Raw genomic sequence first — 20569 nt, forward strand, 5'->3', positions numbered from 1 at the left:
GGCGGTGCAGCGTCAGGGCACAGGGGTGCGCAGCGGCAGGCCGGCAAAGTGCGCGGCCAGGTTATCGACCACCAGTTGCCCCATCGCATGGCGTGTTTCCACGGTCAGGCTGCCCACGTGGGGCGTCAGCACCACGTTTGGCAAGGCGCGCAAGGCGGGCGGCACGCGCGGCTCGTCGGCGAATACGTCGAGAGCGGCCGCGCCCAGGTGGCCATCCTGCAAGGCGGCGATCAGGGCATCTTCGTCGATCAGCGCGCCACGGGCAATATTGATCAAGGTGCCTTGCGGGCCGAGCGCGTCGAGCACGCTGCGGTCGATGCTCTGGCGCGTGGCCGGCGTGCCCGGCGCGCAAACAAAGAGGTAATCGCTGTCCTGCGCCAGGGCCAGCAAGGATTGCGCACGCGGCACGTCTGTGCCCGTGATGGCGCGCGGCTGGAAGTAGCGGACGTGGACACCGAAGGCGGCCAGGCGCAGCGCGATGGCCTGGCCGATCTGGCCGAAGCCGAAGATGCCGGCCGTCTTGCCACGCAGGCTGGAGGCTGGCGCGATCGCTTCGCGGCGTTCCCAGCCGCCGTCGCGCAGGTAACGGTCGAGCGCCACGATGTGCCGCGCGCTGGCCAGCAGCAAGGCCAGTGCCAGGTCGGCCACGTCATCGGTCAGCACGTTCGGCGTGGTGGTGACGGCGATGCCCCGTTCACGCGCCTGGTCGAGCGCCACGCCGTCGAGGCCGACGCCGTTGACGGCGATGATTTCCAGATGCGGCAGCAAGGCCATGTCGCTGGCATTCAAGCCCAGCGCGCCCGTCGTGACGACGGCGCGGATGGCCGGCGCCCGCTCGGCCAGCCAGGCGTGGCGCTCGTCCGCCGGCACTTGCCAGGCGTGATGGCAGGTGTATTGCTGCTCCAGCTGCGCGTTGACGGCAGCCGAGGGACTGGGGGCGAGAATGAGGAGTTCGGGTGGCATGGGCGTCCTGGGTCGTGTCACATGAATTGCAGACGCAACTTAGCATATTTGACGCCCAGGCGGGGATAACATCCCCCGTTAACACCCTTAAAACCCTGCCCTGCGCGCGGTCTTTAGCCCGGGCAAGGCACGCGTTTGACCTTGCCGCCCGTCTTGAACGGATCGGCGCCCGCGCCCGGGTTCGCATCCAGGCCATAGCACGTGGCGCCGACGGCGCTGACGACGCGTGTGGCGGGCCGGCCATCGGCCGTCAGGTATTCCTCCACGCGGAGGATCGGGCCGCCGCGCCAGGCGGAGGCGACCAGTTTCTGGAAGCTGCTTTCGCTCTTCAGGTCGGCTGCGGCCAGCCAAGGCTTGTCTTGTTTCAGTTCGCCACGCAGGGCCTTGTCGGCGGCCCCCGCCGCCAGCCGGGCGCGCGTGCGCAGGTCCGCTGTGGATGGCGCCGTGGCGGGCGCGCTGGGGAAATCCTCGGCGGGAGCCGTGATGGCTTCCGCAGCCACGGCCGGTGGCGCAAGGATGACAGGCGGCACACTGGCCCGCGCGCGCGGCAAGGGAGGCGGCATGGGCAACGGCAAGGCCATCGGCGGCGTCTGCGGCGGCCGGGACGGCAGCAGGGTCATGAAGGCCACTTCCGTGTATTGCTTGAGCTGCCGCGCTGGCAGCAAGAGGAAGTACAGGCCCAGCGCGTGCATGGCCAGGATCAGCGCGACGGCCGCGCTTCTCAAGCTCAAGCCCCCCTGCAGGCGCATGGAGGCGGGTAGATGGCGGAGCAATGGCATGCAGTTTCCTGTGGGCGCCGGGCGCGACGGCCCATTCTAGCGAAATGGTCCGACAAGCATTGATAAATCCACAAGGTATCGTCTGACGCGCCTTTTTTCGGCAGATTCCAGTGCCCTGGCTCGCCGCGTGTTGTACGAATGGCGACTTTTTTTCAACATTCTCACACTTTCCCACGCACCGCGCCGCGCTGGAATATAATGATAATCATTCTCATTAATATCCGGATAACTCCATGCGCACCTTCCGCCTCGTCCCTACCCCGTTCGCCCTGGCCGCCTTCCTGCTGGCCAGCAGCGCCGCCCATGCCCAGACCACGCCGGCAGACAGCGCCGCGCAAACCATGCCCACGGTGCTCGTGCATGCCTCGGCCGATGCGTCGGCAGAAGGCTTGTCGAAAGCGTATGCGGGTGGCCAGGTGGCGCGCGGCGGACGCATGGGCATACTCGGTGCCGTGGACATGATGGACTCGCCATTCGGCAGCACCAGTTACACGCAGCAATTTATTGCCGACCAACAAGCGCGCAGCGTGGGCGACTTGCTGCAGAGCGATCCGGCCGTGCGCATGTCGCGTGGCTATGGCAATTTCCAGGAAGTGTATGTGATCCGCGGCTTCGCTCTCGATTCCGATGATGTGGCGTACAACGGCCTGTACGGCGTCTTGCCACGCCAATACGTATCGCCGGAACTGCTCGAGCGCGTGGAAGTGTTCCGTGGCGCCAGCGCCTTCCTCAACGGTGCGGCGCCGGGCGGCAGCGGCATCGGTGGCGCCATCAACCTGATGCCCAAGCGCGCCGGCAATGCGCCGTTGACGGAATTGACGCTGGGCGTGGAATCGGGCGGCCACGCCTATGCGGCCATCGACGTGGCGCGCCGCTTCGGCGACAAGCAGGAATTTGGCGTGCGCGTCAACGTCGCCAAGCGCCAGGGTGAGACCGGCATCCAGCGCGAAGACCACGACGTGGGTATGTTCTCCGTCGGTCTCGACTACCGCGGCCGCAGCTATCGCCTGTCGGCCGACGCCGGCTACCAGAATTTCGATCTGACGGCGCCGCGCCCTTCCGTCAATACCGGCAGCTTGACCGCCTTGCCTGGCGCGCCCGATGCGGCTAAGAACTTTGCCCAGCCGTGGAGCTATTCGAAGGAGCACGATGTGTTCGGCACGGCGCGCACCGAATTGGACCTTGCCAAAGATATAGTGGCCTGGGCCGCGTTTGGCAGCCGTTCGACGAAGGAATCGAACAGCCTGGCCCAACCAACGTTGAGCTCGCTCAATGGCGATGCCAGCGTGTACCGATTCGACAATGCGCGCAAGCAGGAAATCCGCACGGGCGAGGTGGGCATTCGCGGCAAGCTCACTACGGGTGCCGTCCGGCACACGCTGGTGGCCAGCTGGTCCGGCCATTGGAATGAGGCGAAGAATGCGTATGCGATCAGCGATTACGCGGGCCTGCCGACGAATATCTACCGTCCACTGGACGTGACCATGCCACCCACCCTGCCCGCGAACTCGGGCGGCGTGATGAGCGATCCACGCCTGACGCAAAAAACCGTTCTCAACAGCTACGCCGTGGCCGATACCATGGCCTTCCTCGACGACCAGTTGCTGTTGACCGTGGGCCTGCGCCGCCAGCAGATCCGCGACGCGGCGTATGCCTATGGCACGGCCGTGCAGTATTCGAGCTATGACAAGAGCGCCACCACGCCAGTGGCCGGCATCGTCTACAAGGCCAGCAAAAACGTGTCGCTGTACGCCAACTACATCGAGGCGCTGGTCAAGGGCCCCGTTGCCAGCGGTACCTACTTTGATGGCCAGAACGACGTGCCACTGAGCAACAAGGGCGAGGTATTCTCGCCATACAAGTCGAAGCAGAAGGAAATCGGCGTCAAGTACGACGGTGGCAGGCTGGGCATGAGCGCCGCCCTGTTTTCGACGGCCAAGCCCTTGCCGGCCGTCGTAGGCTCGCGCGCTACCCTGTCGGGCGAACAGCGCAACCAGGGCCTGGAATTGTCCGTCTTCGGCACGCCGATGGCGGGCGTGCGCCTGCTGGGCGGCCTGACCTGGCTCGATACGGAGCAGCGCAAGACGGACAAGCCGGCCAACAATGGCAAGGACGCCATCGGTGCGCCAAAAACGCAGCTCAGCGTGGGCGGCGAATGGGACGTGCCCGGCGCGCCTGGCCTGAGCCTGAACGCCCGCAGCATCTACACCTCGACGCAATATGCGGACCTGGCCAACAGCAAGCAACTGCCATCGTGGACGCGCCTCGACATCGGCGCGCGCTACCTGACGCAGGTGGCCGGCCATGACGTGACCTTGCGCGCGCGCATCGACAACGTGGCCGACCGCAGCTACTGGGCCTCGGCCGTCTCGTCGTTCGACGCCGGCAGCCTGGTGCTGGCCGCGCCGCGCACCGTTGTCGTGTCGGGCAGCGTGGCTTTCTAACTCAGCCTCCGCCAGCCTGTGCCAAAGCTGTCCCATGAACGGGGCAGCTTTTTTTTTCGCGTGCGCGCCTGCCGGCACGCCCGATTCGGCGACAATGCCCGCATGAAACGACTACCTGCCCTGCTGCTCTTGCTGTTCCTATCCCTGCCGGTCGCGGCCCAAAAGCAAACCGCCTGCCCGTATGCCGCCTGGAAGAGCGGCTTCAAGGGCGATGCGCGGGCGCAAGCCACGTGTTTGCTGCGCCCGGTGAAACTGTATGCGCGCCTGGGCGACAGCGCGCCGCTACCAGATTTTCTTGCCGAGCACATCGGCCAGCGCACGGGCATCGCCCCGGCCCGCCTGCGCGCCTGGCTGGCCGGGCAAGGCATAGCCGAGGCGGACGTGGGCGGCGCCGTCGATGCGCCCCTGTCGCGCGCCGTGGGCCGGCTGGCGGCGCCCATGGCCCGCTTTTTCGTCATCCACGACACCAGCTACCCGAATTTCCTGGCGGAATCCATTCCCGACCACATCAATGACGCCAGCTGGGACTTCAACGACTTCAACTTGCGCAATCCGGCGCTGGGCGGCGGGCCGAAAGGCCATGTCTACGTGAACCGACTCGGCGATTCCTTGGCCGTGCGCGACTTTGGCACGCCCGGCTATGCCAGCAAGCTGGAAAAGGACAAACCATCTTTGACGGGTCTGTTCCTGCACGTGGAGCTGGTGCAGCCGCGCCACTCCGTACCCGCTGGCGGCAAGGGCAACGACGGGCTGGCACCCGATCCGGGCTTTACGCCCGCGCAATACGACCGGCTGGCCCTGCTTTACATCGCTGCCAGCGTGCGCAAGGGCACGTGGCTGATCCCCGCCTTCCACGCCGTGCTCGATACCGGCTTTGCGAACGGTCATGACGACCCCCAGAACTTTTCGCTGGCCGACTGGTCAGCCTCGCTTTCCCGCCTGCAGGCGGCCCTGCGCCAGGCCGATACTCGACAATAAGGCGTTTCCCTGGCGGCGGATTAGGCGCATACTATTCCAAGCATAGCCATTCCTGTCATGGAGTTCAGGTGAAAATTGCCACGGATCAGCAGGCGGATAGCCAGGCCAGCGCGCGCCACCCACTGCAGCGCGCGCAGCGCCTCTGCGCCATGCGCGACGCCGTCCTCAGCGCCTGGGAACAGCGCGTGCGCGCCAGCGTGCGCGGCGCCGACCAGCTGCTCACGCCCATACTCATCAATACCTTGCCCGCCTTTTTCGACAACCTGGCCGAAGCCCTCACGCCGGGCCATCCGCGCGAAAACGCCGCCAGCAACAGCAACGTGCCCGCCGTGCATGGCAATGAACGGGCGCGCATGACCAATTACGGGCCGGAACAGGTGATCCAGGAATACCAGATCTTCCGTGACTGCTTCGCCGCCGTCGCGCAGGAGTCCGGCATCAGCTTGCGCGGCAAGGACTGGCAGGTGCTCAATGCCTCGATCGACGTGGGCATCCGCGAATCGATACGCGAATTTACCAGCATGCACGAAGGCTTCCGGCGCCGCATCGCGGCCGGCCTGTCGCACGACATGCGCAATCCCCTGGCCGTGATCAGCACCAGCGCCCAGTTGCTGCTGCGGCAGGCGGACCCGGAACGGGTGGTCTTGCTGGCGCACAAGATTGCCGAGCACAGCAAACGGCTCGACAGCATGATCGAGGAATTGCTCGATAGCCTCAGCTACCACCGGGGCCAGCAGCTGCCGCTGGCGCTGAGCCAGTTCGACGTGCTGCCGCTGGTGCACGCTGTGGCCGGCCAGGTCAACCTGCAGCGGCCCGGCAAATGCCAGGTCAGCGGGCAAGCCGTCACCGGCTGGTGGTGCGAGAACTCGCTGCGGCGCGCGTTGGAAAACCTGCTGAGCAATGCCCTCAAGTACGGCGACGACGCGCCCGTCAAGGTGCACGTGGAAGCCGTGCACGAACGCCTGATCCTCACCGTGCACAATGGCGGCCACGCCATCGCGCCGGAACAGGCCGAGCGCATCTTCGACTACCTGCGCCGCGAGAACGACAGCGCCGCGCCGGGCTGGGGCATCGGCCTTCCCTTCGTGCAAAATGTGGCCGAAAGCCACGGCGGCAGCATCGCCGTCGACAGCGCACCCGAAACGGGCACCAGCTTCATCTTCGACGTGCCCGTCGATTGCCGTCCGTTCGTCCCGCCCGCCGGCGCTCCCAAGAGTGACAGCTAGCGCACCAAAGCGGTGCGAAGGATGGTGCGACGCCACAAAAATGGTCATATTCACACCTTCCTGCGGCCGCCCCGCTGGCACGCTTCCTGCTGAGCTATACATAGACACGGCTCAAGGGAAATCACAACATGGCAAATTTTTTCAATGAAATGACTGCGGATGACGTGGGAGCGGACAGCAAGGTACGTGAACACTATCGTGAATTTGACAACTGGCTGGCGCAGCAATCACCCGAGACCATCGCCCGCAAGCGGGCCGAAGCCGACCTGACGTTCCGCCGCGTCGGCATCACCTTCGCCGTGTATGGCGACGATGCCGGTACGGAGCGCCTGATACCGTTCGACACCATCCCGCGCATCATCCCCGCTGCCGAGTGGGCGCAGATGCAGACGGGCCTGGTGCAGCGCGTGCAAGCCTTGAACATGTTCCTCCATGATATTTATCATGAGCAAAACATCATCAAGGCGGGCATCATTCCCGCCGAGCAAATCTACAAGAATGCCCAGTACCGCCCGGAAATGCAGGGCATTTCCGTCGCCTCCGATATTTACGCCCACATCGCTGGCGTTGATATCGTGCGCGCGGGAAAGGGCGAGTTCTATGTGCTGGAAGATAACTTAAGGGTGCCGTCCGGCGTGTCCTACATGCTGGAAGACCGCAAGATGATGATGCGGCTGTTCCCGGAACTGTTTGCCCGCAACCGCATCGCCCCCGTCGACCATTACCCGGACATGCTGCTCGACAACCTGCGCTCCGTCGCGCCCATGGGCGTGGATGACCCGACGGTCGTCGTCATGACGCCGGGCATGTACAACTCCGCCTACTTCGAGCACGCGTTTCTGGCCCAGCAAATGGGCGTGGAACTGGTCGAAGGCAAGGATCTGTTTGTCAACGACAACTCCGTCTACATGCGCACCACGCGTGGGCCAAAGCGCGTCGACGTGATTTATCGCCGCGTCGACGACGATTTCCTCGATCCGCTGGCCTTCCGCTCGGACTCCTCGCTGGGCGTGCCTGGCCTGCTGTCCGTGTACCGCGCCGGCAGGGTCACCCTGGCGAACGCCATCGGTACGGGCGTGGCCGACGACAAGTCGATTTACCCCTTCGTGCCCGACATGATCAAATTCTACCTGTCGCAAGAGCCGATCCTCAACAACGTGCCCACCTACCAGTGCCGCAAGAGTGCCGATTTGTCCTACGTGCTGGCGAACCTGGCAAAACTCGTCGTCAAGGAAGTGCATGGCGCGGGCGGCTACGGCATGCTGGTGGGGCCGGCCTCCAGCGCCGCGCAGATCGAGGACTTCCGCCAGCGCCTGCTGGCCAATCCGGGCGGCTACATCGCCCAGCCGACCCTCGCCCTGTCCGCCTGCCCCACGTATGTGGATGCCGGCATCGCGCCGCGCCACATCGATCTGCGCCCGTTCGTGCTGTCCGGCAAGACGATTTCCATGGTGCCGGGCGGCCTGACCCGCGTGGCGCTCGGGGAAGGCTCGCTGGTGGTCAACTCCTCGCAAGGGGGCGGCACCAAGGATACCTGGGTACTGGAAGAGACATCCGCTTTTGCAGGAGAGAAAACATGCTGAGCCGCACCGCCGATCATTTGTTCTGGATGGCCCGCTACACGGAGCGGGCGGAAAACACGGCGCGCATGCTCGACGTCAACATGCAAACGTCGATGCTTCCCCAGTCCGAGCAGGATGCGGAACAGGGCTGGCGCGCCACCCTGGGCATTTCCGAGCTGCAAAGCGCATATGACCATCAATATGGCCGCTTCCACACGCGCGACGTGCTCGATTTCATGGTGCGCGACCCGAACAACCCGTCCTCCATCCTCGCCTGCCTGACGGGGGCGCGCGAAAACGCCCGCGCCGTGCGGGGCACCCTGACGACGGAAGTGTGGGAAATCCAGAACGCCACCTGGCTCGACATGCAGAAGCGCCTGAACAGCAATCTGCTGGAAACGGACCCCAGCGCCTTCTTCGAATGGGTCAAATACCGCTCGCATCTGTCGCGTGGCGTCACTTTGGGCACCATGCTCAAGGACGAAGCGATCCACTTCATTCGCCTGGGCACCTTCCTGGAGCGGGCCGACAACACGGCGCGCATCCTCGACGTGAAGTTCCACGGCGCGCGCGACACCTCGAAAGACATCACCCAGCGCGACTTTTACTACTGGGCGGCCCTGCTGCGCTCGGTGTCCGGCTTTGAAATCTACCGCAAGGTGTATCGCGACGTCATCACGCCAGCACGCGTGGCGGAACTGCTGATGCTGCGCGGCGACATGCCCAGATCCTTGCTGGCCTGCATGGATGACGTGGTGGAAAATCTGAAGCATATCCGCAACGATGTATCGGCCGATACGGAGCGCTTCGCAGGCAAGCTGCACGCGGAGCTGAAATTCGGCCATATCGACGACATCATGAAGGCTGGCTTGCACCATACATTGACGCAATTTCTGGAAAACATCTATGAACTGGGCAACCGGGTCAGCCGCGACTTCCTCGTTCCCCTGGCGGCCTGATGCAGCTCACTATCCGCCACGAAACCCATTACGCCTACAGTGCGCCGCTGGCCTACACCATCCAGCAGCTGCACCTGACGCCGCGTATCGAGCCGCAGCAGCGCGCCCTTTCCTGGCAAATCACCACGCCGGGCCAGTGCCACGCCTATACGGATGTCTACGGCAATCTGTCGCACATGCTGACCATCAATGGCAGCCATCATTCGCTGAGCCTGGTCGCGCACGGCGTGGTGGACACCATCTACCCGTACAAGGGACGCCTGAACCTGATCGATACCTTGTCGCCGCTGTTGTTTACCATGCCGACGGCCCTGACGCAGGCCAACCCCGCTATTCTGGAACTGGCGGCCGCCAGCCTGCCCGACCAGCGCGTCACGGCAGGCACCGGCCATTTGCTGCGCCTGGCCGAGCACATCGTCGGCAAGGTGGCATATGAAAGCGGCGCCACCATGGTCACCACCACGGCCGGCGACGCGCTGGCCCTGGGGCGCGGCGTGTGCCAGGACCATGCCCATCTGTTCCTGGCCTGTTGCCACGCCTGGGGCATCCCGGCGCGCTATGTCTCCGGCTATATCGATCCGGGCACGACGGGCCATGCGGCCAGCCATGCCTGGGTCGATGCCTGGACGGAAGACGCGGATTTCGCGGGCTGGGTCAGCATCGATGTGACCCACGCGCGGCTGATGACGGACGCGTATTGCCGCCTGGCCATCGGGCGCGACTACGATTCGGCGGCGCCCGTGCGCGGCGTGCGCCAGGGTGGCGGCACGGAAACCTTACGAGTCGATGTGCAGATCGTGCCCGTGTAGTGGCAAGAATGAGGCTGGCCGGGCCTTGCCAGCAGGTGGCATGGCCCGGCTGGTGTAGAATGCTTCCCCCTTTGACTTGATTTACGACGATGACTTATTGCATAGGCATGCGCCTCAACGAAGGGCTGGTCTTCCTGTCCGACTCCCGCACCAACGCCGGCGTGGACCAGGTGGGCACCTTCCGCAAGATGAGCGTGTTCGAAAACCCGGGTGACCGCATGCTGGTGCTGATGACGGCCGGCAACCTGTCGATCTCGCAAGCTATCCGCCAGATCGTCTCGGAACACGTGGATGCGGATGGCCGCAGCATCTGGAACGTGGCCAGCATGTACGATGCGGCGCGTATCGTGGGTGACGCCGTGCGCACCGTGCACCTGCGCGAAGCGAAGGCCCTAGCCGATTGCGGCATCGATTTCAATGTCAGCTTCATTTTAGGTGGGCAGATAGGCGCCGAGCGCTGCCGCTTGTTCCAGGTGTATTCAGCCGGTAACTTCATCGAATCGCACGATGAAAACACGTATTTCCAGATCGGTGAAGCCAAATATGGCAAGCCCATCATCGACAGGGTCATCAACCCGGGCACGCGCCTGGACGAAGCGGCCAAGTGCGCGCTCATTTCCATGGATTCGACCTTGCGCTCGAACATTTCCGTCGGCTTGCCGCTCGACTTGCTCGTCTACGAGACGGGCAGCCTGGCCGTCACGCGCTTCGTCACCATCGATGAAAAGAACCAGTATTTCCGCATGATCCGCGACACCTGGGGCGAGCAATTGAAACATGTGTTCGAAGGCATCGTCGATCCCGTATGGAATGCGGCGCCGGAGACCACCACGAACGTGCTGTCGTCCGCCAACATGCACAGCAAGCCCGTGCGCGTGGCCATCCCCGAGCACGTGAGCCGTGGCGGCCTGACCGTGGCGCCCCTGCAATCGCTGGCGCAGCAGTTCAGCGACGACAAGCAGCATTGACCGGTGACGCCACCGCTGCGCAAGGCGCTGGACAAATCGCCTTGCGCGTGCTTTTATGGCGATGGGTTGACATTCAATCCAGATTGACCTGAAAGGCAGGTGGCACATGGACTTGATCACTTCCGCTGTGGTGGCGGCCATCGGGCAAGGCGCGCCCGGCCACGCGCCCGAAACCGTCGCCAGCCACTATCAAAGGCTCAAGCAGGCCATCGCCAAGTTCGACAGTGCGTCAGACATCCTGGCCGCCATCGCCGCGCTGGAAGCGGCGCCTGACGATGCCCGGCTGCAACTGGCCCTGTCGGCCGCCCTGGCCACGGCAAACGTGCCGAATGACATGGCAACCCTGTTTGCCGCGCAATGCTTGCTCGATGCACTGCAGCGGCCATTTATCCAGGCGCCCGACGTGGAAGCCATGCCCGCGCCAGCCGACAAGAGCGCCGTCGTCTCCAATTATGCGGTGGTCAAAGTGTATTTCGCCACGGACCGCCAGCGCGACGTGGGCAAGCCGCCCGCCCGGCGCTTCAGCGGCGAACGCAACAGCATGGGCGGTAATGGCCCGCTCAGCTATGGCAGCTGCGACATCAGTATTCCCCGCGACCACCGCATGGGCCAGCTGGAGTCGCCGTCGCTGTGGCGCCTGGAATTTCGCGACGACCCGGCCAAGCACGTGGTGCTGCTGGACGCCACGGTGCAAGACCGCGACAACTTCTTTGCCGCATTAAAGACGCAGATCCGCGCCTCGGCTGGCAAGAGCGCGTTTGTCTTCGTGCATGGCTATAACGTGAGTTTCGAGGATGCGGCGCGGCGCACTGGGCAAATGGCCTACGATCTGGGCTTTGACGGCGCGCCCGTGTTCTACAGCTGGCCGTCGCGCGGCGACCTGGCCGGCTACACCATCGATGAAAACAATATCGAATGGAGCACGCCCCACATCACGGCATTTCTGGCCGACTTTCTCGCCAGCACGCAGGCGGCGCAAGTGTATCTGGTCGGACACAGCATGGGCAGCCGCGGCCTGGCGCGGGCCGTGGCCGACTTGCTGGCCGCGCAGCCGCAGCTGGCGCAAAAGATCACGGAGCTCATCCTGTCCGCGCCCGATATCGACGCTGCCATCTTCAAGCACGATATCGCGCCCAAACTGGCGGGCGCCCGCAACCCCGTCACCTTGTATGCTTCGTCGCAAGACCTGGCCCTGGCCGCCTCGAAAGCCGTGCACGGCTACCCGCGCGCGGGCGACAGCGGCGCCGGCATGCTGATCGTGGCGGGCGTGGAAACCATCGACGCCACCGGGGTCGACACCAGCTTCATGAAGCACGCCTACTTTGCGGAAAAGCGCTCGGCCCTGTCCGACATGTTTTACTTGATACGCAAGCAGGCACGCGCCGACCAGCGCTTTCTCGACCCCGTCGATACGCCGGCCGGCCGCTATTGGACGTTCAAAGCATGACACTGTTTCATCCGGTGCGGCACGCATGCTAAGATACGGCCCATAGGGTGGCAACGGGCACGGCGATGACGCCGCCAGCCGATCCCCCGCAAGCAGGCCTATCATGTTGACATCATCTTCTACACCGCACGCCGAATCGCTGATCCGTAACACCAACGCCCGCGTCACCAAGACGCGCGTGAAGGTGCTCGACTTTTTAATGGCGCAGAGCCGTTCGCTGACCCACCATGAAATCCAGCAAGCGCTATCGCAGGACAGCGATATCGATTCCGTCACCCTGTACCGGGTGCTGGAATGGCTGACGGAAAATGAACTCGTGCACCGCATCGCGGGCGCCGACCAGGTGTGGCGCTTCAGCGCGGGCGCCGGCCACCAGGCGCACGAACACGCGCATTTCCAGTGCACCAAGTGCGCGAACGTCACCTGCTTCAATGAAGTCAAGCTGCCTCCGCCCGTGCGCTTGCCGGAAGGTTTCAGCGGCGGCGAAGTCGATTATCTGATCAAAGGCCTGTGCCCGCGCTGTAAATAATTCCCCCGAAACATCACTTGAGCAGCAAGGCCAGGTGGTGTTCGTCATAAAACAAGTCGCCGACGCGCATCGAGCGCGGTTCCGTGCCATACGCGATAAATCCCAGCGATTCATACAGTTGGCGTGCGGCATTGTTTTCCGCATTCACGCTCAAATGCACTTGCATGATGGCCGGGTCCGTCTCGGCCTGTTCGATGCAGGCGTTGACGAGACGCCGCGCCACCCCTTTCCCCCGCTGCGCTGCATCGACGAAGACGCCCCACAGCAAGGCCTTGTGCCACAGCTGGCGCAACGGGTCGCGCCGCAAGCCGGCAAAGCCCACGAGACGTGCGCCATCGAAGGCGCCAAAGCCGCGCTGCATGGGGCCGGCGATGCGCTGCGCGTGTTCTTCCGGTGTGCGCGCCAGTTCATCCTCGCGCGAGGAGGCAAACGCGCTGGGCGAGTCAAGGATGGCGCGCAAGCGCAGCGCGCAAAAGGCGGCGGTGTCGGCTGGCGTCAGCAGGCGGATGACGATATCGGGTGCGGGCATGGAGGGACTCGGGAGTTTTTTTCCATTATACCCACGCCACCGTCTCAGGCACGCACGCGCCGCAAGCCATGCAACGTCCAGCCGTACAGGGCCGCCATCAGCAATACCATGGCCCCACCCAGTGCCGCCATCCAGCTTTCCGGCAGCGACCAGGCGGCGTCCAGCTTGCCGGCGGCCATGCAGGCGGCCATGGCCACGCAGATGGCGACGATGGGCCAGCCCAGGCGGCGCCGGAAGGCCCGCACGATGTCAATCTTGCCGGTGCGCATGACTTTCGCCGTGACCCAGCCATCGAAGGTATCCGTCACGCCCATGCCGACGGCAAACACCGTACCCGTGAGCAAGGCCGGCCCCAGGCCGCCCAGGGCCACGGCAGCATAGCCCCAGGCCGCCGCCTGCAGGGCCGTGTCGAACACCAGCGCGAACAGCATGCCGACGAGGATGGCGCCCAGCGGCCCGGAAGCGCCCCGCAGCCAGCGAGGCAGCAGCCGGCTGCGCACCTCGGCCAGTTGCGCGCCAGCCAGCAAGCTGCGCGCATTCATGGCGGCAATCATCAACAGCAAGGCGATGGGCAGCCACTCCAGCCAGCCGAACAGATTTGGCGAGGGCGTAAATTGCTGCGATGCGATGGCGGCAACGGCCACGATGGCCAGCACGCAGACGCCATGCCCCAGTGCAAACAGCGCGCCCATCCACGGTGCCCAGCGCGCATGGGCGGCCTGGCTGCGCAAAGTGAGACCGTCGACGGCGGCCAGGTGGTCCGGTTCCAGGCCATGCCGCATGCCGAGCAGGAAAATCAGCGCCAGGGCGGGCACGCCCGCTTCCACGCTCATGCCGCCACCTTGGCCGGACTGTCCACGACGCAGCGGTCCAGGCCGCGGATCAGCATTTCCTGCGGCAAGTCGCGGCCGATGAAGATGATCTTGCTGGCGCGCGTTTCATCATCACGCCACGCCGCGCCAAGTTCCGAGCCCATCAGCATGTGCACGCCCTGGAAGACGGCGCGGCATGGCAGCTCGGCAACGTACAAAATGCCCTTGTAGCGCATCAGCTGGCTGCCGAACAGCTGCACCACGGCATCGAGGAAGTTTTCCACCTGCAGCAGATCGAGGGCCTGGGCCTGGTGATACACGAACGATTGCACGCCGTCCCCATGGCGGTGGCCCAGTTCTCCGAGGAAATCGGGCTCCAGCTCGACGATGGCGTTCAAATTGAAACTGCGTATGTTCAGGATGTCACGCAGCGGCACATTGCCGAAGCTTACTTTCTGTATGCTGGCGCGGCCATTCATGGCGACCAGGCGCTGGCGCAGCGCGGCCAGCGCGTCCTTGCTGACCAGGTCCGTCTTCGACAGCAGGATGCGGTCGGCAAAGCCCACCTGCTCCTGCGCTTCCCTGTGCGCCGTCAATTGCTGCTGCGCGTGGCGCGCATCGACCACGGTTAATATCGCGTCGAGCATGTAAAACTCGCTGATTGACGGCTCCGCAAAAAAGGTTTGTGCCACGGGGCCAGGTGCGGCCAGGCCCGTCGTTTCGATGATCACGTGGTCGAAGGCGATCGTGCCCGCTGCGCGTTTCGCGTGCAGCTCGCCCAAGATGCGGATCAGGTCGCCCCGCACGCTGCAGCAGATGCAGCCATTGTTCATTTCCACGATCTGCTCGTCGCTATCCTGCACCAGCAAGCCATGGTCGATGCTTTCGGCGGCGAATTCATTTTCAATCACGGCGATGCGCACGCCGTGGTCGCCCTGCAATATGCGCTTGAGCAAGGTGGTTTTCCCGCTGCCGAGAAAACCCGTGATGATGGTGACGGGGATCAGTTCTGTCATATTGTATTCCTGTTTAATGTTGATCTTCGAGTTCTTCCATGCGTTGCCATTGCGGAAACGGATCGGGCAACTTGCGCCAGGCGGTCATGCCCTGGCGCGTTTCCGTGGTGTTGAGTTGACATTTTTTCAAGTCCGCCACGATGGCGGCCTGGTCCATGTCCTGGCCAATGAAGACGAGCTCCTGGTAGCGGTCGCCATATGGCTCGCTCCAGCCCGCCCTCACGTCCGCCAGCGAGGCGGCATCCGTGGGCCAGCGTTCCTTCGGCACGGAGGCCCACCACAGGCCCACGGGTTCGATATTCATCAGCTTGCCCGCGCCAGACAGGCTGGCCACCCATTCGGGGCGGCTGGCCAGCCAAAAGTAGCCCTTGCTGCGCACCACGCCCGGAATCGGCTGCGAAATATAGTCATGCAGGCGCTGCGCGTGGAACGGCTCTTTCGCCCGGTAGACGAAGCTGCTGATGCCATACGTTTCCGTCTCCGGCGTGTGCACGCCAGCCAGCTCCCGGGCCCAGCCCGGCATGCTGGCCGCCTGCTCCAGGTCGAACAAGTTCGTGCCCAGGATGGCGTCGAGCGGCACGATGGACTGGTTGGTTTCGATGATGCGCGCGCCGGGATTGAGGGCTTTTACAATGGCCAGCACGCGCAGGCGCTCGGCCGCCGCCACCATGTCGACCTTGTTGAGGACGATGACATTGGCGAATTCGATCTGTTCCGTGAGCAAGTTGGCCAGCTGCCGGTCGTCACCCTCGCCCGCCGTTTCTCCCCGCTGCTCCAGGCTGTCTTCGCTATGAAAGTCCATCAGCAGGTTGGCGCAGTCGACGACGGTGACCATGCAGTCGATGCGCGCCACGTCGTTCAGGCTGTCACCGTGCTCGTCCTCGAAGTCGAAGGTGGCGGCCACGGGCATCGGCTCGCCCACGCCCGTCGATTCGATCAGCAGATAATCGAAGCGGTCCTCAAGGGCCAGGCGCCGCACTTCCAGCAGCAAATCGTCGCGCAAGGTGCAGCAGATGCAGCCGTTCGACATTTCCACGAGTTTTTCTTCCGTGCGCGACAGGGCCGCGCCAGCCGCTGCGGCACTGTCCTTGACGAGCGAGGCGTCGATATTGACTTCGCTCATGTCGTTGACGATGACGGCCACGCGCTTGCCTTCGCGGTTGCGCAGTATGTGGTTGAGCAAGGTGGTCTTGCCGGCGCCGAGAAAGCCGGACAGGACGGTGACGGGGAGTTTGCGCTGTGGCATGGGGATTCCTTAGGCTGGCTGAGTTGCTGGGTTGGCGATGGTCGCACTAATGCAAATGAATTGCGTTTCAGGATTATAATGCAACCAACTTGCATTTGTGCAGTGATCGTTGCCTGCCAGCTTGAAAAGAGAGCCGTGCCCCACCTCGCTGCCATGCCAGGCCATGACGCCCCGGCGTGCTACAGTGGAACGTTGCCCGTCATGCCATCGACACAAGCCCATGGCGGCTGGACGTTTACATTTTCACACTCACCAAGGAAACGATGTTCTTACGCAGCTCCACAACGCTTCTTGCCTTACTTGTTTTGATGATGGGCAGTGCCATTGCGGCAGACATAAAAAAGCCGATCAAGCACTATCTTTACTTCAATCACCGCGAACTGAACGGGGAAAACATCACCTCGGATAAAGCGTTAAGCGATCCCCGCTTCAGCGGCGCGCAAATCGTGTACACATGGCGCAGCCTGGAGCCGGAACAGGACCGTTATGATTTTTCGGCGATCCGCCACGACATCGCCTATCTCGATTCAATCGGGAAAAAACTGTGGATACAACTGCAGGAAAAATCCTTCACGCCACGCCATAATGTGCCGGCCTATTTGCTCAGCGATCCTCGCTACCAGGGCGGCATCATCAAGCAAAGCATGCTTTCGGCGCCGGAACGCGACCCGAACAAAGCGGTGACGGATGATGAATACGGCTGGTCGCCAAAGATGTGGGAAGTACCGGTACGCGAGCGTTATCAACGCTTGATACGAGCGCTGGGCAAGGAATTTGACGGGAAAATCGAGGGCATTAATTTCAGCGAAAGCTCGATCGACATCGGCGTCGAGGATAGCAAGGGAAATACGATTTTCCCCGATGATTTCAAGCCGCAACAGTATGTCGATGCCATCAAGGAAAACATGCGGGTGCTGGCCGGCGCCTTTCCCCATACCACCACCATGGTGTATTTGAACTTTTTGCCGGGCGAATGGCTGCCGTGGACCGACAAGGGCTATATGCGTAGCCTGTTTGCGCAAGCGCAAACGCTGCAGATGGGCGTGGGCGGTCCCGACCTGATGCCGTATCGGAAAAGCCATATGGGTCAGAGTTACGGCTTTATCAAGAACTACCCTGCGAACCTGGTGAAGGGCATGGCAGTACAAGATGGCAACCTGCGCCAGATCAATCCCCGTACCAAGAAAAAAAATTCAGTCGAAGATTTGCTCGATTTTGCCCGCGATTACCTGGACCTGGACTATATTTTCTGGGTAGAAGACGAGCCTTACTTTAGTAATGAAGTGCTGAAAAAACTGCCCGTGCATTGACAGGCAGTCGCGCCATCGCGTGGCAGCGTGCATCCATGCGCCCTGCACGGCTGTCATCGCCGCGTCATATGGCGGCGTTACAGTCGCGTCCTTTGAATCTTTCCGAGGGCGGCAATGAAAACAAATTGGATCATGCTGGCGGCGCTGGCAAGTACAGGTTTAATAACTGGCTGCAACGGCGGCTCGACGACGGCGCAGGTGATTCCAGAAGGCACGACGGTCAGCGTGGCCTTGCTGGAAACCACCGATATCCACTCGAACGTCCTGAGTTACAACTATTACGCGCTGGCGGAAGACACCAGCCTGGGCCTGGAGCGCACCTCCACACTGATCCAGGCGGCGCGCGCGGAAAACCCGAACAACGTCTTGCTCGACGATGGCGACGTCATCCAGGGCACCCTGCTGGCCGATTTACAAGCCGTAGCCGCGCCCGTGCCCTGCTCCGGCACGCTGGCCGTACACAAGGCCATGAACGCACTGAAATATGATGCGGGCGGCATGGGCAACCACGAATTCAACTATGGCTTGCCTTACCTGAGTCAGATCACCAACACGGATTTCGGCATACCGGGCGTGACCAAGCCGACGGGTACGTGCGGCGCGCCCGCCTTCCCTTCCGTGCTGAGCAATGTCGTCGGCGTGTCCAGCGGCAAGCCCATCTTCCAGCCCTACACCCTGCTGCCCCGCGATTTCACCGCCACGGCACCCGATGGCAGCAAGCTGAGCGTGAAGATCAATGTGGGCGTGCTGAGCTTTGTGCCGCCGCAAATCCTCGAATGGGATCAGAAAGTGCTCGCTGGCAAGGTCAGCGTGACAGGCGTGCAGGAAGCAGCCAAGCAATATGTGCCGGAATTGCGCAACAAGGGCGCCGACCTCGTCGTGGCCTTGTCGCATGGCGGCCTGGACACGAGCGCCTACAGCCCGAAGATGGAAAACGGCAGCTATCACTTGACCAGCACGGGCATCGACGCGCTGATGATCGGCCACTCGCACTTGATCTTCCCGAAAGGCAAGGAAGAAGGCGCGGCCGCGCTGGACGCCTCGTTTGCCGCCTTCCCGGCCAGCGCGAAGATCGACGCCGTCAACGGTTTTGTCAACGGCGTGCCGACCGTCATGGCCCAAAGCTGGGGCCGGCGCCTGGGCATCATCAAGCTGACGATGGTGTATCAGGCCGGAAAATGGGTAGTGCAGCCGGCCAAGACCACGGTGGAATCGCGCGGCTTCAAGTACACGGATGGCAAGACCCTGGTGAAAGCCGACCCGGCCATCGCGCCACTGGTGGCCACCGAGCACGCGGCCACCATCGCTTACGCCAAGCAGCCGCTGGGCATCAGCACGGATTTCGAAATGTCCGCCTACTTCGCGCTGGTAGGCGACGTCAGCGCCATCCAGCTGGTGAACCAGGCGCAGCTCGACTACGTGAAGAATTTCATCGCCACCAGCACGGATGCCACCTTGTCCAGCTACAAGAGTATCCCCGTCATCTCGTGCAGCGCGCCATTCAAGGCAGGCCGCAACGGGCCATCGGACTTCACGGACGTGGCCGCAGGTGCGACGCCGGCCGCGCCAATCGGCTTGCAGGTGCGCAATCCGGGCGACCTGTACTTATATAGCAACAACAACCTGCAAGCCGTGAAGATCAAGGGCGCGGACTTGAAGGCCTGGCTGGAAACGTCGGCCAAGCAATTTGGCCAGATCGACCCAAGCGCCACGGCCGAACAGGACCTGGTGCCGTCGTATGGCACGATTTATAACTACGACGTGTTCTATGCGGAAAACAATGCGCTCACGTACCAGATCGATGTGACGAAAAAGCCGGGCAGCCGCATCGTCAACCTCACGTACAAGGGCGCACCCGTGGCCGATGGCGATGATTTCATCGTTGCCACCAACGACTACCGCGCCGGCGGCGGCGGCGCCGTGCCTGGCATCGATGGCAGCAAGACCATCATCAAATCGCCCGATGCGAACCAGGCCGTGGTCAGCAACTACCTGGCGTCGCTGAGTACCAAGGGCGGCAAGGTGACCCTGGCGGCGAATGGCAGCGCGCGCAGCTGGAGCTTCGTCAAGACGGCCACGGCCGGTCCCGTGATCCTGCGCTCGGCACCCGGTCACCTGGCGCTGGCGCAAGGTAGCGGCATCGCCAACGTGGCGGCCGAAGGCGGCCTCGACGCCAGCGGTTTCGCCAAGTACCGCATCGATCTGAGCAAATAAGGTCCATGGGCCGGAACTGCTGCAGTTCCGGCCCCTCATTCTGCAAGGTGATCCAGATGAAACACGCACTTTCCCTCCCCGCCGTCGTGCTGGCCGCCGTCCTGGCCGCCTGCCAGGCATCGCCACCGCCTACGTCAGCGGAAATCGAAGCCGTCGCCATGCACGCGCGCCAGGCGGGCGACCACCAGGCCGAGCGCAAGGTCCGCAGCTGGGCCGGCAAAGACATGCCCGTCGCCGAGCGCGAACTGGCGCTGATTTACCAGACCCGGCCGGAGCGCCGCGCCGAGGCGCTGAGTCTGTTTGAACAGGCGGCCCGCGCCGGCGATACGGAAGCGGCCTTCGAACTGGGACAAATGCTGCGCGCGGCCACGCCCGGCCAGGCTTGGCTGTGGTACCGGCAAGCAGCGCTGCAAGGGCATGCCAAGGCGGCATTGATGCTGGGCCTGCTGGCAGCCAACGGCGAAGGCGTGACGCAAGATCCCGTCATAGCGGCACGCTGGCTGGACAAGTCGAGCGAACTGGGCAATCCACATGCCATGTTCCTGCTGTACAACGCCTACCGCGAAGGCCGCGGCGTGCCGCGCGACCTGGCCAAGGGCCATGCACTGCTGGAAGAAGCGGCCCATCACGAATACCCGCCCGCCATCCAGGAACTGGCCATGACGGTGCAGGCGGACGACGCCCTGCGTGCGGGTCACCTGATGAAGGAAGCGACGGAACACCGGCACAATAACTGGAACAAGTTTTAAGCCCATTCGCTGGCGCGCCAGAAAATAAC

18 protein-coding genes are annotated in these 20569 nt (G+C 63.3%); 12 read left to right on the forward strand and 6 right to left on the reverse strand.

Annotated features, from left to right (window positions below; all coding sequences use genetic code 11):
- Positions 1-12: 12 nt before the first annotated feature.
- Complete coding sequence (locus CNX70_RS15545; protein WP_096235427.1) at positions 13-963, reverse strand: 2-hydroxyacid dehydrogenase; 951 nt, start codon at positions 961-963, stop codon at positions 13-15.
- 113 nt (positions 964-1076) lie between these two features.
- Positions 1077-1742 carry a hypothetical protein gene (locus CNX70_RS15550; RefSeq protein ID WP_157751046.1) on the reverse strand — a complete coding sequence of 222 codons (666 nt, stop codon included), beginning with the start codon at positions 1740-1742 and terminating at the stop codon, positions 1077-1079.
- 233 nt (positions 1743-1975) lie between these two features.
- On the opposite strand from CNX70_RS15550, the gene CNX70_RS15555 reads away from it, so the two are divergent.
- From CNX70_RS15555 to CNX70_RS15595, 9 genes are all read left to right on the forward strand, one after another.
- Positions 1976-4186, forward strand: coding sequence for a TonB-dependent receptor (locus CNX70_RS15555; protein ID WP_096235429.1), 2211 nt, complete (start codon positions 1976-1978; stop codon positions 4184-4186).
- A gap of 102 nt (positions 4187-4288) precedes the next feature.
- Positions 4289-5164: a hypothetical protein gene (locus CNX70_RS15560; RefSeq protein WP_157751048.1), complete on the forward strand. Its 876-nt coding sequence runs from the start codon at positions 4289-4291 to the stop codon at positions 5162-5164.
- A gap of 68 nt (positions 5165-5232) precedes the next feature.
- A complete protein-coding gene (locus CNX70_RS15565; protein ID WP_096235431.1) occupies positions 5233-6390 on the forward strand; it encodes a sensor histidine kinase in 1158 nt (385 codons plus the stop codon).
- A gap of 128 nt (positions 6391-6518) precedes the next feature.
- On the forward strand, positions 6519-7973 hold the full coding sequence (locus CNX70_RS15570) for a circularly permuted type 2 ATP-grasp protein (protein ID WP_096235432.1): 1455 nt from the start codon (positions 6519-6521) through the stop codon (positions 7971-7973).
- On the forward strand, positions 7967-8911 hold the full coding sequence (locus CNX70_RS15575; protein ID WP_096235433.1) for an alpha-E domain-containing protein: 945 nt from the start codon (positions 7967-7969) through the stop codon (positions 8909-8911). The genes CNX70_RS15570 and CNX70_RS15575 overlap by 7 nt, the downstream gene beginning before the upstream one ends.
- The gene (locus tag CNX70_RS15580) at positions 8911-9720 is read left to right on the forward strand and encodes a transglutaminase family protein (protein ID WP_096235434.1); all 810 of its coding nucleotides are present in this window, start codon (positions 8911-8913) and stop codon (positions 9718-9720) included. Before CNX70_RS15575 ends, CNX70_RS15580 begins: the two co-directional genes overlap by 1 nt.
- A gap of 89 nt (positions 9721-9809) precedes the next feature.
- Positions 9810-10688 (forward strand): proteasome-type protease, encoded by an 879-nt coding sequence (locus CNX70_RS15585; RefSeq protein WP_096235435.1) that lies wholly within the window; start codon positions 9810-9812, stop codon positions 10686-10688.
- 106 nt (positions 10689-10794) lie between these two features.
- Positions 10795-12135 (forward strand): alpha/beta hydrolase, encoded by a 1341-nt coding sequence (locus CNX70_RS15590; protein WP_096235436.1) that lies wholly within the window; start codon positions 10795-10797, stop codon positions 12133-12135.
- A gap of 103 nt (positions 12136-12238) precedes the next feature.
- A complete protein-coding gene (locus CNX70_RS15595) occupies positions 12239-12664 on the forward strand; it encodes a Fur family transcriptional regulator (protein WP_096235437.1) in 426 nt (141 codons plus the stop codon).
- A gap of 13 nt (positions 12665-12677) precedes the next feature.
- Here CNX70_RS15595 and CNX70_RS15600 read toward each other — a convergent pair whose 3' ends face one another.
- The 4 genes from CNX70_RS15600 to zigA are packed head-to-tail and all read right to left on the reverse strand — an operon-like array spanning position 12678 to position 16267.
- Positions 12678-13193 (reverse strand): GNAT family N-acetyltransferase, encoded by a 516-nt coding sequence (locus tag CNX70_RS15600; protein WP_096235438.1) that lies wholly within the window; start codon positions 13191-13193, stop codon positions 12678-12680.
- A gap of 44 nt (positions 13194-13237) precedes the next feature.
- Positions 13238-14026 carry a HoxN/HupN/NixA family nickel/cobalt transporter gene (locus CNX70_RS15605; protein ID WP_096235439.1) on the reverse strand — a complete coding sequence of 263 codons (789 nt, stop codon included), beginning with the start codon at positions 14024-14026 and terminating at the stop codon, positions 13238-13240.
- The gene (locus tag CNX70_RS15610; protein ID WP_096235440.1) at positions 14023-15021 is read right to left on the reverse strand and encodes a CobW family GTP-binding protein; all 999 of its coding nucleotides are present in this window, start codon (positions 15019-15021) and stop codon (positions 14023-14025) included. Before CNX70_RS15610 ends, CNX70_RS15605 begins: the two co-directional genes overlap by 4 nt.
- A gap of 13 nt (positions 15022-15034) precedes the next feature.
- On the reverse strand, positions 15035-16267 hold the full coding sequence (gene zigA / locus CNX70_RS15615; protein ID WP_096235441.1) for a zinc metallochaperone GTPase ZigA: 1233 nt from the start codon (positions 16265-16267) through the stop codon (positions 15035-15037).
- Between the two features lie 263 nt (positions 16268-16530).
- Here zigA and CNX70_RS15620 point away from each other — a divergent pair, with 263 nt between their 5' ends.
- From CNX70_RS15620 to CNX70_RS15630, 3 genes are all read left to right on the forward strand, one after another.
- On the forward strand, positions 16531-17577 hold the full coding sequence (locus tag CNX70_RS15620; RefSeq protein WP_096235442.1) for a hypothetical protein: 1047 nt from the start codon (positions 16531-16533) through the stop codon (positions 17575-17577).
- A 114-nt stretch (positions 17578-17691) separates the two neighbouring features.
- Positions 17692-19791 (forward strand): bifunctional 2',3'-cyclic-nucleotide 2'-phosphodiesterase/3'-nucleotidase, encoded by a 2100-nt coding sequence (locus CNX70_RS15625; RefSeq protein ID WP_096235443.1) that lies wholly within the window; start codon positions 17692-17694, stop codon positions 19789-19791.
- A 56-nt stretch (positions 19792-19847) separates the two neighbouring features.
- The gene (locus CNX70_RS15630; protein ID WP_096235444.1) at positions 19848-20540 is read left to right on the forward strand and encodes a tetratricopeptide repeat protein; all 693 of its coding nucleotides are present in this window, start codon (positions 19848-19850) and stop codon (positions 20538-20540) included.
- Positions 20541-20569: the final 29 nt, after the last annotated feature.

The organism is Janthinobacterium svalbardense (assembly GCF_002327145.1).
GTDB lineage: Bacteria > Pseudomonadota > Gammaproteobacteria > Burkholderiales > Burkholderiaceae_D > Janthinobacterium > Janthinobacterium tructae.

Excerpts from the sequence above, each read along its gene's own strand:
- CNX70_RS15545 (WP_096235427.1), bottom strand. The coding sequence starts at position 963 with ATGCCACCCGAACTCCTCATTCTCGCCCCCAGTCCCTCGGCTGCCGTC.
- CNX70_RS15550 (WP_157751046.1), bottom strand. The coding sequence starts at position 1,742 with ATGCCATTGCTCCGCCATCTACCCGCCTCCATGCGCCTGCAGGGGGGC.
- CNX70_RS15555 (WP_096235429.1), top strand. The coding sequence starts at position 1,976 with ATGCGCACCTTCCGCCTCGTCCCTACCCCGTTCGCCCTGGCCGCCTTC.
- CNX70_RS15560 (WP_157751048.1), top strand. The coding sequence starts at position 4,289 with ATGAAACGACTACCTGCCCTGCTGCTCTTGCTGTTCCTATCCCTGCCG.
- CNX70_RS15570 (WP_096235432.1), top strand. The coding sequence starts at position 6,519 with ATGGCAAATTTTTTCAATGAAATGACTGCGGATGACGTGGGAGCGGAC.
- CNX70_RS15575 (WP_096235433.1), top strand. The coding sequence starts at position 7,967 with ATGCTGAGCCGCACCGCCGATCATTTGTTCTGGATGGCCCGCTACACG.
- CNX70_RS15580 (WP_096235434.1), top strand. The coding sequence starts at position 8,911 with ATGCAGCTCACTATCCGCCACGAAACCCATTACGCCTACAGTGCGCCG.
- CNX70_RS15585 (WP_096235435.1), top strand. The coding sequence starts at position 9,810 with ATGACTTATTGCATAGGCATGCGCCTCAACGAAGGGCTGGTCTTCCTG.
- CNX70_RS15590 (WP_096235436.1), top strand. The coding sequence starts at position 10,795 with ATGGACTTGATCACTTCCGCTGTGGTGGCGGCCATCGGGCAAGGCGCG.
- CNX70_RS15595 (WP_096235437.1), top strand. The coding sequence starts at position 12,239 with ATGTTGACATCATCTTCTACACCGCACGCCGAATCGCTGATCCGTAAC.
- CNX70_RS15600 (WP_096235438.1), bottom strand. The coding sequence starts at position 13,193 with ATGCCCGCACCCGATATCGTCATCCGCCTGCTGACGCCAGCCGACACC.
- CNX70_RS15605 (WP_096235439.1), bottom strand. The coding sequence starts at position 14,026 with ATGAGCGTGGAAGCGGGCGTGCCCGCCCTGGCGCTGATTTTCCTGCTC.
- CNX70_RS15610 (WP_096235440.1), bottom strand. The coding sequence starts at position 15,021 with ATGACAGAACTGATCCCCGTCACCATCATCACGGGTTTTCTCGGCAGC.
- zigA (WP_096235441.1), bottom strand. The coding sequence starts at position 16,267 with ATGCCACAGCGCAAACTCCCCGTCACCGTCCTGTCCGGCTTTCTCGGC.
- CNX70_RS15620 (WP_096235442.1), top strand. The coding sequence starts at position 16,531 with ATGTTCTTACGCAGCTCCACAACGCTTCTTGCCTTACTTGTTTTGATG.
- CNX70_RS15625 (WP_096235443.1), top strand. The coding sequence starts at position 17,692 with ATGAAAACAAATTGGATCATGCTGGCGGCGCTGGCAAGTACAGGTTTA.
- CNX70_RS15630 (WP_096235444.1), top strand. The coding sequence starts at position 19,848 with ATGAAACACGCACTTTCCCTCCCCGCCGTCGTGCTGGCCGCCGTCCTG.